Source organism: Rhizobium lentis, from assembly GCF_014200175.1.
GTDB lineage: Bacteria > Pseudomonadota > Alphaproteobacteria > Rhizobiales > Rhizobiaceae > Rhizobium > Rhizobium mulingense.
In genome coordinates this window covers 270614-286774 of record NZ_JACHBD010000006.1, presented here as the reverse complement: position 1 = coordinate 286774, position 16161 = coordinate 270614, and the positions used below count along the sequence as shown (strand labels likewise).

Sequence of the window (16161 nt, the reverse complement as noted above, 5' to 3'; positions counted from 1 at the left end):
TCGCTTCATAGGATCAACATGATGGAAGACAGACCATGACGACCGCATTCATCCTTGTTGCATTGGCTCTCATCGTCATCTACGCCGGCCCGACACTGCTTTTTATCTGCGTCGGTTATGCCGACTACATGCTGGAGAGGCGCAGACACTTGTTGGCTTTGAAGCACGCGGTAAGGCGTCGCAGCGACGAGCTTTAGGCGTCTGACAATATCATTGAGGCGCGAGCGCGAGGCAGGTTGCGCGTTGTCGCGACATGCGCTGTCAATTGACTATCAAAAAGTTCTCATGGAGGGACCGCGAGGTCGGAACGTTGATTTTGGGAGATGTCAAAATGCCGCGGCGCAAGAACAGTGAAACGACTACCCTCGACACCAGCCGAGCCAAGCTCGGCGAACCGGTGCCGAAAGCGATTATCGATACCAACACCGCATCCGTCGGCGTCCCCCGGCAGCCCGAAGAGGACCTGCGCGTGGAATTGACTACATTGCGGAAACAGATCGACATGCTCAAGCAGCAGGTGCTGGAGGCCGGGCGATCGGCAAAGGACAGTGCTGGAAAAGCGATCCATCAGACCGAGGCCGTGGTCAAACATTATCCGCTTGCCACGGTTATGCTCGTGACTGCTGTCGCGGGTGTGTTCGCCTTTGCCTCACATCACGTCTCCTCGCCGCGTCGCGGGCCGTCCGCCTTGCGAGACGTCAGGGACTTCTACGACTGGATGCGCCAGCGGATCTGACAAGATTTCAGGATTGTCAGCACCCCGATTTTGTCCGAGGCTCTCTCACGCAACAAGGGAAAATCGGATGCTCGATATCATCATACGCAGCGCTCTCGCCATCGTCGGACGGGCGGAACGCTTGATCGAAACGGCGAGGCGGCTGCTTGACGGAGATGATCTCGACGAAGCGGGGGTGTATGAACTCAATCGTGAGATCGAACGGTTGAGGGACGTGATTTTTGGGGTGGACGAAGCGGTCCGGTCGCTCGCACTCACTGTCGAATGCTGGTCGCAAGCCGTTCACGCCCACGGGCTAGAGAAAACCTTGCATTGATTTAAACAGTGCCTCGTGCTTTCGTAAGCTGCTGTTATAAAACAGTTTTCCCACACGGATCGGCATGTCAAGTGACCGTGGAGGCAATATGTGCTTGATTGGGGCGTTCGGTGCTTCCGATTTCCAGGCGGGGTGCGCCTGAAACGCGGAACATGAGGGGGCGCTGTCATCGTTGGGGCATGGGCGATGACTTTGAAGACCTCCGGGCAGACATCCGAGCGCGACGAATTTATATTTCCGGTTCACACCCGGACGATTGCGCAGATACGCTATGATATTCGTGGTCAGGTCATGACGGTCGTCTATCATGATGGCCGCTCGCGCACCACGACCGGCATAAGGGGCTCGGCGATGCTCAGAATCCTTGCCCAGCGTCTGCTGGAGCCTTCCCCGTTTCTGTTGCGAACGGTCATCTGATAGAGAAAATCGGAACGTCCGCAGCTAAATCGTCCTCATGGTGCATCCATTTCCCGGGAACTGCGTTCATCCTCGATAGCCAGTCTATGGAGGGAAGACGATGACCTTTCCACGGCCGAAAGCCGAGGCTCCCGCTCAGCGCTTCCAAGAAGCGAGCGCTGCTGCACGCGACGCCTTGGAAAAGCTGATTGCTGCCGCCAATGAAGCCGGATGGGGGACCGAGGAAATATCGGTCGCATTCCTCGAGGCCGCGCGGTTTTTGAACGAGGCCAACAGAAAAGATCCCGACCCTGCCGACGATCCGATCATCAGCGAGGTACCGGGCAAGCGTGAACAGATTGGACATGGCGAGCTTTTTGATTGAAGCATGTCGCGCAACAGTATGCAGCGGTTTTCGGCAGCGACATGCGTGGGCCCGCAGGGCCAGGTCGGCGAGTGGGATCAATTTGAGCCATCAGGCGTTCTGCGGTGAGGAAACACGGGAGACGCATCATGTTCAAGAACGAATCCGGCACTAGCGCCACCAACAGCCTCGACGACGCCGGCATCCCGCTCGCAAATAAAGAAGAGGCGGATATCAATCCTGACCTCATCCGGCGCGAGGGCTTCGCGAACGAGGCTGAATACCGCGCCTATCTCGCCACGCTTGGTGGGGAAATTCCGTTCGACGCCTATGTCGCGGAAACCGTCGAGACCTCCGAAGGACATGCTCTGGAAGGCCGTCTCCGGGAGTTGCGGGAAGAGTTTGAAAACCTCCAGGCCCGTTTGCAGGTGATCCGGCGGCAGGCCGCGACCGTCCTGACCGAAAATGCTCGCTGGGCCGATGCCAGTGCCCATGCCCAACTCGGTGACCGGCCATGGCTCAAGCTGGCGGGCGCGATTGCGGCAGCCTTCGTCGTCACCAGGGGGCTCCGGCGTTTGCCGCTCGGGACTGTGGCGACCGCGGCGCTGCCCCTGGCGGCCGCCGCGATCAATCGGAAGCTTGCCAGAGATTGATGTCCGACGGATAGCTGAAACGAGCGCCATCTTCTCGCCGAAGTGTTCGCGCCATCTTACGGTTTGGAAGGGAGATGAACATGGCTGGACATGACGACCGCTATATCGAGATCACGACGCGTCTTCGCTCGATGCGGTCCTTCTGCGACTTCCTCTCGCAGGGCGGTACCGTCCGCGTCGCCTTGTCGGACGGCGGGCCCTTTAAGGACGTCACCGCCGTTCTGCTGGAACGGAATCGCCGGGAGGCAGAAGCGCTCGCTCGCACCCGCAGGCAGCTTTATCCCGATCTCGCAGACGAAGATGTGATGCCGCCGCTCTACAGCCGTCACTGACTCCCCCTCAGGCAGCGGCCACGCCACGCCTGTCCGTTTCTTCCTGAGCAGGTTTGAAAGGCGATGTCGTCCATGACGCCGATGATCTGCATGATCTTGATCGGCAAGCCTGGCGGTGACGGCGTCATTGGCTAGGAACTCGGCCGTTGCCGCCGGCAGATTACGAAAACGGCTCAAGGATTGGAGGACGGAGCAATCCATCCACCCCTGAAGCAGGCTCGATGCATAAAAGCCCCCACGGCGCCCACGGCATGCTGTCCGGATGTGCCACGCCGACGATCAGGCGAAACCGATTTCCGCAAGCAGAGGCAGGTGGTCCGAGGCGATCCGCGTCAGCCGATTTTGCAGGACGGCGGCCTTTTTGACGACGAGATCGTCGGTGACGAAGATGTGGTCGAGACGCATCAGCGGATAGAGGGAGGGAAAGGTCGCTTTCGCGGCGGCCTTGCCCGCGAGCTGGGCGTCCTTCAACGACCGCGCGGCAAGTCGGTACGTCGCCGATGATGGAATTGCATTGAAATCGCCGCAGAGAATGCAGGGAAGAGGTTCGTTCGCCGAGCCGCGCAGCCAGCCTGTATTCAACAGCGTAGTCATCTGCCGGATGCGCTCGCGCCCGCGAAGACCGAGATGAGTGTTGATCACCAGGAGCTTCCTGTCGCCGACCAGGATTTCGACGGATAGCGCGCCGCGCTGTTCGCCGATGGAGGGCAGAGGGCCGGCCTTGACCGCGCCTGTCGGCAGCGCGGTGATGATCGCATCGCCATACTGCTCCTCGGCAACCGAGAGCGCCGGATGGAAATGCACCTGCATCTTCAGCAGCGATGCGATCGTATGGGCCTGATCGACGCCGCCGGTCCGATGTCTCAGCACATCGACTTCCTGCAGGGCGACGATATCCGCTCCAGCCTCGGCAATGACCGACGCGATGCGGCCGGGGTCGAGCTTCCGGTCGTTGCCGATGCAGCTGTGCACATTATAGGTCAGGAGTTTGATCGATCTATCCGGCATTGGCCCGCTAAAGCTGGTCTCCCCTCGAGAGACAGGGTTCGTTCTCCCCGAGGGGAACACAAAACTCTTTTGATCGTTCCAGTTGATCGCGTTATCGCGCTCGCACCTCGAAACGGACAATCGATGAGTCTGAAAAACGCAATCTGGAATGGACTGCTCGTTGCCGCCCTTTGTATCGCGGGCTTTCTTCTCTATCGGATCTTCCGCCAGTACAGCCTGGAGCAGATCGTTCAATCGGTCCGCAGCATACCTTTTCCGAGCTTCTGCACAGCACTCCTGTTTACGGCGGCATCCTATCTATGCCTGAGCTGTTTCGACTTGCTGGCGATCCGCTCGCTCGGCAAATCCTTGTCTTACCGGAAGATCGTGCTTGCCTCCTTCATTAGCCTTTCGCTCGGTCACAATATCGGATTTGCGGGGCTGAGCAGCGGCGCCTTCCGCTTTCGCTATTATTCCCGCTGGGGCCTGACGGCCGAGGACGTGGCGAAGATCATCCTGTTCTGCGGCGTCACCGTCGGCTTAGGGTTGATCACGCTCGGCGGCCTTGCACTGATCGTCAATCCCGGCGATGCCGCGCGTCTGCTGCGCATCGACCCGCCGAGCACCCGCCTATTCGGCCTGCTGGCGCTCGTCGTGCCGGTCGTCTATGTGGGGTTGGCGTATTTCATCCGCGGCCGGCTGCGGCTCTGGCACTGGTCGTTTCAGCTGCCGCGATTTTCGATCGCGCTCGCCCAGGTCGGGGTCGGGACAATCAACTTCATGCTGGTGTCCGCATGCCTGCACCAGATGCTCTCGGTTTTCGGCGACGTTGCCTTCTTCAGGTCGGTGACGGCTTACGTGCTCGCCAATTCCGCGATCCTTGCAACGCATGTCCCCGGTGGTCTCGGCGTACTCGAGGCGACGGTCTCCTATGTCGTGCCGCAGGAAGCGTCGATCGGTGCGCTGATTGCGTTCCGCTGCAGCTATTTCTTCATTCCGCTGGCGCTCGGCACCACGCTTCTCATCATCAGCGAAGTGATCTTCCGGCGCCAGTCACGCGGGGCGGACCAGGAGACGGAAGAGCGCGCCGAGGCCCAGTCGATCTAGGAGCCCGAAGGGCCGGGCCGGGTCGAAGAACGCGGTGCCCTTTATCGGCGAAATGCTGCCCGATAGATCGATGGCAAATTCCCGCAAGCCCCGAGGCCCATCATTGAGCGTGTGGATTGCTTGGATGATCGAGCCGCTCTGCGCAAAGGCTGCCGCAAAGGTCTCGGTGGTCGTTCCAAGATATTCGGCCAGCAGACGATGGCGCAGATCCGCGATTCCGCCGCGATGCTCATCATTGTCGGCCTCGAGAAGCATGTCGCATTCCGAATCCAATCCCTCCGAGCGGTTGTTGAGATTGGAAGAGCCGATGCGGATCAGTTCTTCGTCGGCAATGATCAGCTTGGAATGGATGAGCACGTCCACCCCGTCGTCCTTTGGCGGCCCGGGCACTGTCGGTCCGGGCACTGGCGGTCCGGGCACTGGCGGCCCGGGCACGACGGGATAATAGATCCTGAACCGATCAGCGCGATCGGCGCGCTTGAGACGACGGATGACGCGGTCACGATTGCCGCCCATGACGAGTTTTTCAATCAGGCCGTGCGAACGGCGCGTGCAGATGACCACAATCTCGGGGCCATCTTCCTCCTGGAGACGCGCGGCAAGGGCGTCGGCGACGCGGAAGGAGGCGAGATATTGCGCTTCGATGTAAAGCTGCCGCCGCGCCCGGGCGATGACATCGAGTGTCGAGGCGATGCCGTCGCTGATCCCGGTGCGGAAAGTCGTCGCCGGCTCCGTCAATACGAGGCTGACGGGGATCTGCTTCAGCGAAACGGCAAGATCGTCCGGCCATGTGAAAGGGTAGCTCTCGGCAAGCGGTCCATGGCTTTCGCCGGTGGCCTTTTCCCAGCGCCGCCGCGAGATATCGCCGATCAGCCTGGCGGCGTCACCGGTGACCATCGCCTGAACGTCATGCAGCGGATCGTAGGAGACGCCTTCGGGGTCACGTCGCAATACCTCCTTGGCGCGATGGCGTCTCGTATCCCATCGCCGCGACGTCAGGTCCAGGCCACCGATGAAGGCAACAGCATCGTCGATACAGACGAGTTTCTCATGATGGCAGCCGCGCACGGTGTTTTGAAGATCGAAGCGCAGATCGATCCTGGCATTCCTCGGAAAGTTTTTCTTCCGAAGCACCTGCAGGGATTTTCCCGAATAGATCGGTCCGAGCGTCCAGATGAGAATGCGTATCTCGATCGCCGGGTTTGCCTCTGCCACGGCGTGCAGCAGCTCGGCCAAGGTTTCGCCAGATTTCTCCGGCTCCATCGGAATATCAGGATTAAAATCCCATCCGACGATCCAGACCCTGCGCCGCGCCTGCCGCAGCGCGCGCGCCAGCTCGGCGAAATACCGGTTGCCATTGATCAGGAAGGCGGCTTTTTCGGCGTAGCCTTCCAGTTCCTGTTTTTCACCGCCGCCTGGCTGTTGCGCTTTTGTTCTAAGCAGGTAGGGTTGATTGAGCATGGTTTCTAACGCGGTCATGGTTGCCTCGGCTTTTCGACTGAAAGCAAACGCCCGGGACTTTCCCGAGTTCCCGATCGCCGACGGCGATGAAATATAAGGAAAAGAAATGTCACAGCGAGCAGGCAGCGCCGATCTTCCCCTCCACGGGGGACGTGTGCCGCATTGGCTTGGCGAGCGGATGACGCGACTCGGCACGTTGATCACCGAGGCGATCGTTCATCATTACGGCCGCGATGAGTTTCTGCGCCGGCTCGCTCACCCTTTCTGGTTTCAGTCCTTCGGTGCCGTCATGGGCATGGACTGGCATTCCTCCGGCATCACGACCAGTGTTCTCGGCGCGCTGAAGCGCGGGCTGAAGCCCCGTGCGGGCGAACTCGGACTGCATGTCTGCGGCGGCCGCGGCCAACACTCGCGCAAGACGCCGCAGGAGCTCGTCTCGATCGGCGGCCGCGTCGGCCTGGATGGTGAGGGGCTGGCGACGACCAGCCGTCTGATCGCCAAAGTCGACAGTGCCGCCCTTCAGGATGGGTTCGACCTTTATCTCCACGGTTTCATAGTCGCCGATGACGGTCATTGGGTGGTCGTGCAGCAGGGCATGAATGGCGATCGGCGGCAGGCCCGGCGCTATCATTGGCTATCGGAGGGGTTGGAGAGCTTCGTCGACTCACCGCATGCGGCAATCGAGGGACGCAGCCAGGGCGAGATCGTCAATCTCGCAGATAAACGCGCGGAGCGCTCGCGGCGCGGGCAGCTCGACCTTCTGGCGACGCTCGGCCCCGACCGGATCGTTCGCGAAGCTGCAGCACTCCTGCGCGCCGAAGAGCCGGAGCCCGAGCCCGCCGAGCAGCCAATGCTGCCGCATCTCATCATGCCTGCCCATCACGATGTCCGCGAGAGCGACGTCAACATGCGCCGCCTGCACGGAAATCTGGCCGCCGCGGCCGATCGCGGGCCTACGGATTTCCAGGAGTTGCTGCTTGTTCCCGGCGTCGGTGCGCGCACGGTGAAGGCGCTGGCGATGGTGGCGGAAGTCGTACACGGCGCACCCTGCCGCTTTTCCGACCCTGCGCGCTTCTCGATCGCCCATGGCGGCAAGGACCGACATCCCTTTCCGGTGCCGCTCAAGGTCTATGACGAGACGATCGGCGTAATGAAGTCGGCTGTGCTGAAGGGCAGACTCGGGCGCGAGGAGGAGCTGCAGGCGCTGAAGCGCCTGGACGAGCAATCCCGCCAAATGGAACGCTATGTGACCGGCCCCGACCTCAAGGAAATCATCGCCGGCGAATTCCGCCAATCCGCCGATTTCGGCGGCCGCAGCGTCTTCGGCTGGGAGCCGCCGCCGGTCGCTGACGATTGATCTCAGTGACCATCAGGCGGGACGGCTTCGGCCGGAACGGTTTCCTTCAAATTCTTCCGGTGGAAGATGAACAGCCCGGCAAAGACGATGATGGCGGCGCCGATGACGATCTGCGTGTCGGGAATGTCGTTGAAGAAGATGTAGCCGAGCACGATCGCCCAGAGCAGTAGCGTATATTGCAGGGGCGCCAGCAGCGATGCCGGTGCGAGCTTCAGCGAGCGCGTGATGAGCAGATGCGCGCAGGTGGCGACAACGCCAAGCAGCAGCATGCCGGACCAATCGACGAGTGTGGCCGGCTGCCAATTGCCGATGCTCAAGCCGATGCCGGTGACGAGGGCGGCGACCGTCTGCCACGTGACGAGCGTCGTGTCGCTCGTCGAGCGCAGATATCGGCTCATGACAAGCGAGAGCGCAAAGGCGAAGCTGCCGGCGAGGCCGAAGAAGGATGGAAGCGACAGCATCGCCGTGGAAGGCCGAAGCGCGATGACGACGCCGGTGAAGCCGACCAGCACGGCAAGCCAGCGCCGCCAGCCGATCTTTTCTCCGAGAAAGAAATGCGAGAGCGCGGCGATATAGATCGGCCCGGCCATATAGAAGGTCATCACGTCGGCGAGCGGCAGATAGGCGACGGCTGCGTAGAACAGGGCGACGTCGCCGGTGGCCATGATGACCCGAATAAATTGCAGGCCCTTCTGCTCGATGCGAAACAGGGCCACAGGTCCCTGCCGCAGGATCATCGGCCCGAGCACGATGAAGGCGCCGACCGAGCGGATCACCAGCACCTGGCCGACGGCGAAGCTTGCCATCAGCCACTTGCCCATTGCATCGTTCAGCGCGAACAGAAGATCGCCGAGCAGCATAAGGAGGACACCTGTCATGATCAGGTTCCCGGCATTGGCGACGGCCGTCTTGGTCTTCATCTCTCGCATCCTTGCAGAAACGGTCTCGCGTCCGCGGCCCCGCACTTTGTTGACAAGCTTCGTTTTTACTCGCCGTCGTCCTCGGCTTTGTGCCGAGAATCCGCTGCGCATCGATCGGTGCGGAAGCCTAAGCATGACGGGAGTAGTTGGTGGGCTTGTAAGTCGGCGACCGCGCATGCACGGCCGCCGACTGCGAATTCTGCCTTAACACGCTCGATGTCAAGCCTTCGGAGACGACATCAACAGCCGGTATCAGCCAAGTCGTACCACGAGCGGCCGCATCATTCCTGCCGGGCGGTGGCGCCGATCACATTGACGAGAAGGCGCGCCGCCGTCAGGGCCGACAGGCCATCTCTGTCGGCGGGAGGATAAAACTCCACGAGGTCGAAACCTGCGATCCGGGCGCGCCTGCCGAGCCTAGCTATTAGGTCGATCGCTTGAGTATAGGCCAGGCCGCCGGGCATGCGCGCCGCGACACCGGGCATGATGGCGGGATCGAAACTGTCGCAGTCGAGGGTGACGACGACCGGCACTCCCTCGGGAATATGGCGCAGGGCGGCTTCGGCGCCCTCAGCGTGAATTTCGCGGGCGGTGACGAAGCGGCTGCCATAGACCCGCGCGGCTTCGACGTCCGCCGGCCGAGCGCTGCCGACGCTGCGGAGCCCGACCTGCACCATGCCGGCGACATGCGGCATCTCGCTTGCCCGCCGCATCGGGCTCGAATAGCCCAAGCGTTCCCCATGCAGTTCGTCGCGCCAATCGATATGGGCATCGATCTGCAGGACCCAGACCGGCCCGCGATCCGCAAAGCCGGCGAGGAAGGGAATGGTCACGGAACAATCGCCGCCGATCAGGATCGGCACCGATGGCAGCGACAGGACCTCGCGCGTTTTCGCCTCGATCCGCGCCCGGTTGCGGGCATTGTCATGCATGATGGTCTCGATATCGCCGGCATCGATGCATGAGACGGGCTTGCCGTCGAACAAGGGGCCGCCGAGATCGAAGTCCCAATGCTCGATAAGCGGTGCATCGTCCTGGCTGCGCGCGGATGGCGTTGGCGGCCAGGGCATAGCCGCAGCTGTCCTTGCCGGGATAGGTGCTGCCGTGACCGGCTCCGAAGATCACCGCACGGGGCGTGCGGCCGTCGTCGAAACGATTGGGAAGGCCGAGGAAGAGAGGCGAGGCGGTCATGTCCGTCGTTCCGATGAGGCGCGGGGCTACGCCCTACCATACATCCGGCTCGCCCGCAGCAGGCGTTGCGAATAGGGATGTTCGACCGCGCCTCTTCGCAAGGCCTCGATATCGACCTGTTCAACGATCTCGCCGGCTTCCATGATCGCGACGCGGCTGCACATGTGGGAGACGACGGCGAGATCGTGGCTGACGAGGAGATAGGTCAGCCCGCGCTCCTTGCGCAGGTCCTGCAGCAGATTGAGGATTTCGGCCTGGACGGAAACGTCGAGTGCGGATGTCGGCTCGTCGAGAAGCAGGACATAAGGGTTCAGCATCAGGGCGCGGGCGATCGCCACGCGCTGCCGCTGCCCGCCCGAGAGCTGATGCGGAAAGCGGTAGCTCAGCGCTGGATCGAGGCCGACCGATCGCAGCACCGCGTTCACGTCGACGGAATTTCGGTCCAAGCCTTGGTTGCGCAGCGGCTCCTGCAGCTGCGAGCGGATGGTCTTGCGCGGATGGAGCGAGCCGTAGGGGTCCTGGAACACCATCTGCACCCGCCGATAGAACGGCCTGCTGCGCTGGCGCTCAAGCGCCTCGCCGTTGAGGGCGATGCGACCGTCATAGTTGGCGTTGAGGCCGGAAAGCGCCCGGAGAACCGTGGACTTGCCGCAGCCGGATTCGCCGACGAGACCAAAGGCCGTGCCACTTTCGATGGCGAGGTTCACATCCCTGACGACAGGCCGCTGGCCGTGACCGAAGCGGATGGTGAGATTGTCGATACTGATCATCGCGGCGCCTCCGCTGTCACGTCATTCAGCCAGGCGGGATCGCGCTTCAGGATCGGCAGCCGGGCGGGCGGATCCTCGATCGTCGGCAGCGATGCCAGCAGCCCCTGTGTATAGGGGTGTTTGGCCTTGTCGAGATCGCGCGCCTCCAGCACTTCCACGACGCGGCCGGCATACATGATCAGGACGCGGTCGCAGAAATTGCGGATGAGGTTGAGATCGTGGCTGATGAAGATCAGGCCTAGATTGCGACGTGAAACGAGTTCGTCGAGCAGCGCGAGGATCTCGAGCCTGACCGTCACGTCGAGCGCCGAGGTCGGCTCGTCGGCGATCAGCACCTCCGGTTCGGCGATCAGCATCATGGCGATCATCACGCGCTGGCCCATCCCGCCGGAGATCTCGTGCGGATAAAGGCGGGCGACGCGTTCGGGATCGCGGATCTGGACGGCTTCAAGCATGTCGAGCGCCTGGGCGTAGGTTTTTTTCGCGCTCACCTTGGGATGATGGAAGCGGTAGGTCTCGGCGATCTGTTCGCCGATCCGCATGACAGGATTGAGCGAATATTTCGGGTCCTGCAGGATGAGGCCGATCCGCCGCCCGCGGATCGTCATCATCGTCCGCTCGTTCGCCTTGAGGAGATCCAGATCGTGAAAGCGCATTCGCTCGGCGGTGATCATGGCGGTCGGCGGCAGCAGTTTCATGATCGCCCGGCCGACGGTGGATTTGCCTGACCCGGATTCGCCGACGATGCCGAGCTTTTCCTGGCCGAGCGTAAAGCTCACGCCGCGCACTGCGCGCATGTGGCCGCTGCCATAGGCGATTTCGAGGGTGCGGATATCGATCAGGGGCTGCGTCATTCCGAACCTCTCGGGTCGAGCACGTCGCGCAGCGCATCGCCGACGAGGTTGAAGGCGAGGCTGACGAGCGCGATGGCGATGCCGGGCGCGGCGATTACCCAGGGGCTGTCGAGCATGAATTCGCGGCCGCTGGCGGCCATCGAACCCCATTCCGGCCATGGCGGCTGTGCGCCGAGGCCAAGGAAGCCGAGACCCGCGGCGGTGATGATGATGCCGGCCATGTTGAGCGTGACGCGTACGATCACCGAGGGAATGCACATGGGCAGGATGTGGCGGGTTATGATCGCGATCGACGTCGCGCCCTGCAGGCGCACGGCGGCGATATAATCCGCCTTGCGCAGGCTGAGCGTTTCGGCGCGCGCCAGCCGCGCGATCGGCGGCCAGGCCGTCAGCGAGATGGCGATGATCGCATTGGTGATGCCGGGGCCTAGAGCGGCGGCAAAGCCGAGCGCCAGCACCAGCCCAGGGAAGGAGAGGAAGATATCGGTGATGCGCATCAGGATCTCGTCGACGATGCCGCCGAAATAGCCGGAGAAAGTGCCGATCAGCAGGCCGAGGGGGGCGACGATGATGGTGACCAGCATGATGATGTAGAGCGTCGTGCGGGCGCCGTAGATCACCCGCGCAAAGACGTCACGGCCGAAATTGTCGGTGCCGAGCCAATGTTCCGCGGAAGGCGGCGCAAGCCGCCCTGCCATGTCCTGAACGATCGGGTCGTAGCTCGTCAGCAGGGGAGCAGCCGTCGCCACGACGATCAGCAGCACGATGATGAAGAGGCCGGCAAGGCCGAGCGGGTGAAGGCTGAATTTCTGCCAGCCCTGATGGACCTGCTGCGCCGACGACTGGAACCAGCCCTGAGGCTCGGGCGCGTGCAGCCAATTGCGGAAGCCGCCGGCATGGGTGGTGTCTGCGTCTTCGGTGGAGATCGTCATGGCGTCACCGTGTTCTCGGATCCAGGATGCGATAGAGGACGTCGGACAGGATATTGATCGTCAGGAAGACGGCGCCGATCGTCAGCACCGAGCCCATCACGACGTTCATGTCGTTCATCTGCAGCCCGCGGGTGAGGTATTGGCCAAGCCCGGGCCAGCCGAAAACCGTCTCGATCAGCACCGCGCCTTCGAGCAGGCCGCCGAAGGTCAGCGCCAGGATCGTCAGGAGCTGCACGCGGATATTGCGGAAAGCATGGCGCCAGACAACCTTGCGGGTGCCGAGCCCCTTTGCCCGGGCGGTGACGATATATTCCTGGCTCAGCTGCTCCAGCATGAAGCTTCGCGACATGCGGCTGATATAGGCGACGGAGTAATAGCCGAGGATTGCCGCCGGCAGGATGATGTGGCCGAGCGCATTGTGAAACACGTCCCATTGGCCCTGGATCGCCGCATCGATCAAGAGAAAGCCGGTCATGGGCGTGACGAGGCCTTCGTAGAAGACGTCGACCCGGCCCGACGCGCCGACGAGCTTCAGCTTGGCGTAGAAGATGAAGAGCGCCATCAGGCCGGTCCAGAAGATCGGGATGGAATGGCCGGCAAGGGCAACGATGCGGGCGATATGGTCGATGATCGTCCCGCGCCTAACGGCCGCGGTGACGCCCAATGGGATGCCGATGATCGCTCCGATGATCATGGCAATGATGGCAAGCTCGATGGTCGCCGGAAAAATCGTCATCAAATCGGTCAGGATCGGCTGGCCGGTCGTCGCCGCCATGCCGAGATCGCCGGTGGCGATCTTCCCGACATAGGAGAGGAACTGCATCCAGATCGGCTGCCCGAGGCCGAGCTCGTTATAGACGCGGTCGTAAACCTGCTTGCTGACTTCCGCCCCGGTGATTGCTAAGACCGGGTCGGCAGGCAGCAGGCGGCCCATCGAAAAGGTCAGGAAGAGCAGGCCGAGCAGCGTCGTCACGACGGCCACCACGCGTCCCGCCAGCCGTCGCAGCAGGCTCAGCAGAGGGTGCGGGGCCGCCTCGGCGAACCCGCTCCCATCCCGCTTCGATGTCAGATCGGCACTCGCCACGTGCTCTACTCCTTGGTCACATCATGCCAGCGCGTCGACCACGTCGTGTGCCCGTGATAACCCTTCACGTTGGCACGCATGACGTAGGGGTCGGTTCGCTGGAAGAAGATGACGAGCGGCGAAGCCATGCCGGCATAGATGCCGTCCATCTTCTTGAAGATGTCGGTGCGCTTTTCGGTGTCGCGCTCCCGCATCGATTGGTCGATGAGCGTGTTGAGCTCGTCCACCTTCATGCCCGTACGCCAGAGATAATAGCTGCCAAGGCGTGCCTCGTCGCTATTGTCGGGGTTGAAGGCGTATTGCGTGGCGACGGCGAAGGGGTCCGGGAGGCGGGCGCCGGAATTGCCGAGCAGCACCTCGAATTTACGCTCGCGGAAGGCGGGCGTGAACTCACCCGGCACGAGATCGAGATCGAAACCGGCGGCGCGCGCACTCGCCTGCAGCGCCTCCGCGAAGGGCAGTGTCGGGGCCCCCGACGGATTGAGCACCTTCTTCAAGCCGTTGGGATATCCAGCCTCCACCAGCAGCTGCTTGGCCCTGGCGGGGTCGTAGTCATAGCGAACGGCGGCCTCCTCGGGCGCGCCAATCATGCCGCGCGGAATCATCGACTGCCAGGGAAAGCCGGTATAACGCATGATGTTGCCGGAGATCGCCTTCCAGTCGAAGGCATGCTGGAAGGCCTCGCGAACCTTCGGCTTCTGCAGATCGGGGTCTTTCTGGTTGAGGGCGATGTAGTAGAAGCCGAGGCCCGGGACATTGTCGATCACCATGTCCTTGTTGGTGGCGAGCGCATCGAGATCGCCGCTCGCCACATACTGGCCGACATCGACGTCGCCGGCTTCGAGCTGGAGCCGGAGATTGCCGGACTCCGGGATGTGGCGGGCGACGACGCGCGCCATGGCCGGCTTGCCGCCCCAATATTTCGGCTGCGCATTGAAAATCGCCACATCGTTCGGACGCCATTGCGCCAGGCTGAACGGGCCGCTGCCGGCGGAATTGGCCGAAAGCCAGGCGCCGCCGAAATCGCCGTTCGCCTCGTGCGACAGGACCGTTTTCTTGTCGACGATGCCGATCGACGAGCTGGCCAGCGAATAGAGCACGAGATCCGTATTCACCGCCTGCGGCAACTCGATCTCCAGCGTATGCTCGTCCTTCGCCCGAACGAGCTTTTCGACGTTATCGGCCGTGAAGCCCCAGAGCGCGACGTCGGTGGAGCCGACCTGGCCCATCTTGATGACGCGCTGGATCGACCAGGCCGCATCCTCGGCGGTCACCTTGTTGCCGCTCTGGAAGACCGCATCGTCGCGCAAGGTCAGCGTGATGAGCTTACCGTCGGCCGAGACCTCCCATTTCGTTGCAAGCATCGGTTTCAGCGTCTTGAGGTCGTCGGGCGAGAGCTGCACGAGGTTGTCGTAAAGATTCGAGAGCAGCTCGGACACCGTGCGGGCGTTGTTCTGAGCCGGATCGAGTGTGCGGATGCCGGTGAGGTTGGTGCCGATGACCAGCATGTTGGGCGGCGACGCCGCCGAAACGGGTTGCGCTGCCATCAGGGCACCGGTGATTGCGATCGTCGTCAGTACTTGTCTCAGCATTTCAAGACCTCCCAATCCTGTCGCTTGTCAAAATCGTGTCGAACTCAAAGCATGGTGCCGGAAAGCGTGAGCGCGTGGGTCCGGCGCCATGCCTAACTCTTTAATCTGGAACGGCATTTAGACCGATCGGCCTAAATCGCCTTATTCTAGCCGGCCGCCTTCGCGTCCTGCCGGCCCGGGTCGGATCGAATGTCGCCGTCGGCCTCCCAGCCTTCCAGCAATCGATGAAGCTCCTCGCGGTCATGTTGGTCGAGCCGCGGCAGCCCCGGCACGCGCACCGGCCCGACGTCGAGGCCGGCATAGGTGACGGCCTCCTTCACAACGGTGACATTCGCGCCGTTGCGGAATTTGGTCCGCATCCGCTCGAAGGGTTCGAGCTTGTTGACGATCGCCCTTGCACGGCCGAAATCGCCGTTTTCAAGCGCATCATGGACCGCAAGCGAGAGCTTCGGTGCGACGTTGACGAGGCCGGAAGTGAAGCCGCGCGCGCCGGCAGCGGTGAAGGTCGGCGCCCAGCTCTCCGCCAGCCCGCAGACGAAGAGCGCACCGTTCGGATCGGCTGCCGGGATCGCGCGCGACAGCAGCATCAGGTCGGTTGTGGCAAATTTGATGCCGGCAATGTTGCCGTGGTTTGCGAGGCGGACGATATCGGCGACCGCAAAGCCGTCGGCCCTGACATAGGCGATGAGCGGCAGGGCGCAGGCATCGGCGAGATTGCAGAAATAATCGATCTGAGCCGAAGGTGCGGCGAAGGGATCGACGGGCTGGTGCGACATGACAGCGGATGCCCCGATCGCCGCCGCATCCCTCGCCATGCCGATCGCCTCGTGCAGCGACCGGCCGATCGCCGCCGTCACCGGCGCCCTGCCGTCGACGCCCGATACCGCCGCCTCGTGGACGATCCGGATTTCCTGCGGCGTCAGCGCATAGAATTCCCCGGTATTGCCGGCGGCGACGATGTTGTGAATGCCGGCCGCCGCCACCCGCCCATAGACCTGCGCGGTGATACGCGGTTCGACTTCGCCTTTTCCGTCATAGGCCGTGACGGGAACGCCCGACACACCTGTCAGCGCCTTGCGCATGATTGCGATGCTCATTCTTCTCCCCGT

18 protein-coding genes and 1 pseudogene are annotated in these 16161 nt (G+C 62.4%); 9 read left to right on the top strand and 10 right to left on the bottom strand.

Going from position 1 to position 16161, the window contains the following annotated elements; all coding sequences use genetic code 11:
• Window positions 1-35: 35 nt before the first annotated feature.
• The 7 genes from GGI60_RS16520 (at window position 36) to GGI60_RS16490 (ending at window position 2797) form a co-directional block, all read left to right on the top strand.
• Window positions 36-197 (top strand): hypothetical protein, encoded by a 162-nt coding sequence (locus GGI60_RS16520; RefSeq protein ID WP_170964797.1) that lies wholly within the window; start codon window positions 36-38, stop codon window positions 195-197.
• A 134-nt stretch (window positions 198-331) separates the two neighbouring features.
• Complete coding sequence (locus tag GGI60_RS16515; protein ID WP_183934696.1) at window positions 332-736, top strand: hypothetical protein; 405 nt, start codon at window positions 332-334, stop codon at window positions 734-736.
• A 67-nt stretch (window positions 737-803) separates the two neighbouring features.
• Window positions 804-1052 carry a hypothetical protein gene (locus GGI60_RS16510; RefSeq protein WP_183934695.1) on the top strand — a complete coding sequence of 83 codons (249 nt, stop codon included), beginning with the start codon at window positions 804-806 and terminating at the stop codon, window positions 1050-1052.
• A gap of 186 nt (window positions 1053-1238) precedes the next feature.
• Window positions 1239-1469 carry a hypothetical protein gene (locus GGI60_RS16505; RefSeq protein WP_183934694.1) on the top strand — a complete coding sequence of 77 codons (231 nt, stop codon included), beginning with the start codon at window positions 1239-1241 and terminating at the stop codon, window positions 1467-1469.
• A 100-nt stretch (window positions 1470-1569) separates the two neighbouring features.
• Window positions 1570-1833, top strand: a complete 264-nt coding sequence (locus GGI60_RS16500; protein ID WP_010026897.1) for a hypothetical protein — start codon at window positions 1570-1572, stop codon at window positions 1831-1833.
• Between the two features lie 128 nt (window positions 1834-1961).
• Window positions 1962-2465 carry a hypothetical protein gene (locus tag GGI60_RS16495; protein WP_183934693.1) on the top strand — a complete coding sequence of 168 codons (504 nt, stop codon included), beginning with the start codon at window positions 1962-1964 and terminating at the stop codon, window positions 2463-2465.
• An 80-nt stretch (window positions 2466-2545) separates the two neighbouring features.
• On the top strand, window positions 2546-2797 hold the full coding sequence (locus GGI60_RS16490) for a hypothetical protein (RefSeq protein WP_183934692.1): 252 nt from the start codon (window positions 2546-2548) through the stop codon (window positions 2795-2797).
• Window positions 2798-3076: 279 nt separating this feature from the next.
• Here GGI60_RS16490 and GGI60_RS16485 read toward each other — a convergent pair whose 3' ends face one another.
• A complete protein-coding gene (locus GGI60_RS16485) occupies window positions 3077-3805 on the bottom strand; it encodes an endonuclease/exonuclease/phosphatase family protein (protein WP_183934691.1) in 729 nt (242 codons plus the stop codon).
• A 123-nt stretch (window positions 3806-3928) separates the two neighbouring features.
• Here GGI60_RS16485 and GGI60_RS16480 point away from each other — a divergent pair, with 123 nt between their 5' ends.
• Window positions 3929-4891, top strand: coding sequence for a lysylphosphatidylglycerol synthase domain-containing protein (locus tag GGI60_RS16480; RefSeq protein ID WP_183934690.1), 963 nt, complete (start codon window positions 3929-3931; stop codon window positions 4889-4891).
• On the opposite strand, the gene GGI60_RS16475 is transcribed toward GGI60_RS16480, so the two are convergent.
• Window positions 4838-6370 (bottom strand): phospholipase, encoded by a 1533-nt coding sequence (locus tag GGI60_RS16475; protein ID WP_183934689.1) that lies wholly within the window; start codon window positions 6368-6370, stop codon window positions 4838-4840. The genes GGI60_RS16480 and GGI60_RS16475 overlap by 54 nt on opposite strands.
• Window positions 6371-6458: 88 nt before the next feature.
• Between GGI60_RS16475 and GGI60_RS16470 the strand changes: the two genes are divergently transcribed.
• Complete coding sequence (locus GGI60_RS16470; RefSeq protein ID WP_183934688.1) at window positions 6459-7709, top strand: DUF763 domain-containing protein; 1251 nt, start codon at window positions 6459-6461, stop codon at window positions 7707-7709.
• Window positions 7710-7711: 2 nt separating this feature from the next.
• On the opposite strand, the gene GGI60_RS16465 is transcribed toward GGI60_RS16470, so the two are convergent.
• The 8 genes and pseudogenes from GGI60_RS16465 to GGI60_RS16430 all read right to left on the bottom strand — a co-directional run bounded on the left by GGI60_RS16465 (window position 7712) and on the right by GGI60_RS16430 (window position 16149).
• On the bottom strand, window positions 7712-8629 hold the full coding sequence (locus GGI60_RS16465) for a DMT family transporter (RefSeq protein WP_183934687.1): 918 nt from the start codon (window positions 8627-8629) through the stop codon (window positions 7712-7714).
• Window positions 8630-8910: 281 nt separating this feature from the next.
• Window positions 8911-9820: pseudogene (locus GGI60_RS16460) on the bottom strand (agmatinase).
• Between the two features lie 26 nt (window positions 9821-9846).
• A complete protein-coding gene (locus GGI60_RS16455) occupies window positions 9847-10590 on the bottom strand; it encodes an ABC transporter ATP-binding protein (protein ID WP_183934686.1) in 744 nt (247 codons plus the stop codon).
• Window positions 10587-11444 carry an ABC transporter ATP-binding protein gene (locus GGI60_RS16450; protein WP_183934685.1) on the bottom strand — a complete coding sequence of 286 codons (858 nt, stop codon included), beginning with the start codon at window positions 11442-11444 and terminating at the stop codon, window positions 10587-10589. The genes GGI60_RS16455 and GGI60_RS16450 overlap by 4 nt, the downstream gene beginning before the upstream one ends.
• The gene (locus GGI60_RS16445; protein WP_183934684.1) at window positions 11441-12376 is read right to left on the bottom strand and encodes an ABC transporter permease; all 936 of its coding nucleotides are present in this window, start codon (window positions 12374-12376) and stop codon (window positions 11441-11443) included. Before GGI60_RS16445 ends, GGI60_RS16450 begins: the two co-directional genes overlap by 4 nt.
• A gap of 4 nt (window positions 12377-12380) precedes the next feature.
• Window positions 12381-13460: an ABC transporter permease gene (locus tag GGI60_RS16440; protein WP_183934683.1), complete on the bottom strand. Its 1080-nt coding sequence runs from the start codon at window positions 13458-13460 to the stop codon at window positions 12381-12383.
• A gap of 5 nt (window positions 13461-13465) precedes the next feature.
• A complete protein-coding gene (locus GGI60_RS16435) occupies window positions 13466-15052 on the bottom strand; it encodes an ABC transporter substrate-binding protein (protein WP_183934682.1) in 1587 nt (528 codons plus the stop codon).
• 146 nt (window positions 15053-15198) lie between these two features.
• Complete coding sequence (locus GGI60_RS16430) at window positions 15199-16149, bottom strand: dihydrodipicolinate synthase family protein (protein WP_183934681.1); 951 nt, start codon at window positions 16147-16149, stop codon at window positions 15199-15201.
• Window positions 16150-16161 lie beyond the last annotated feature (12 nt).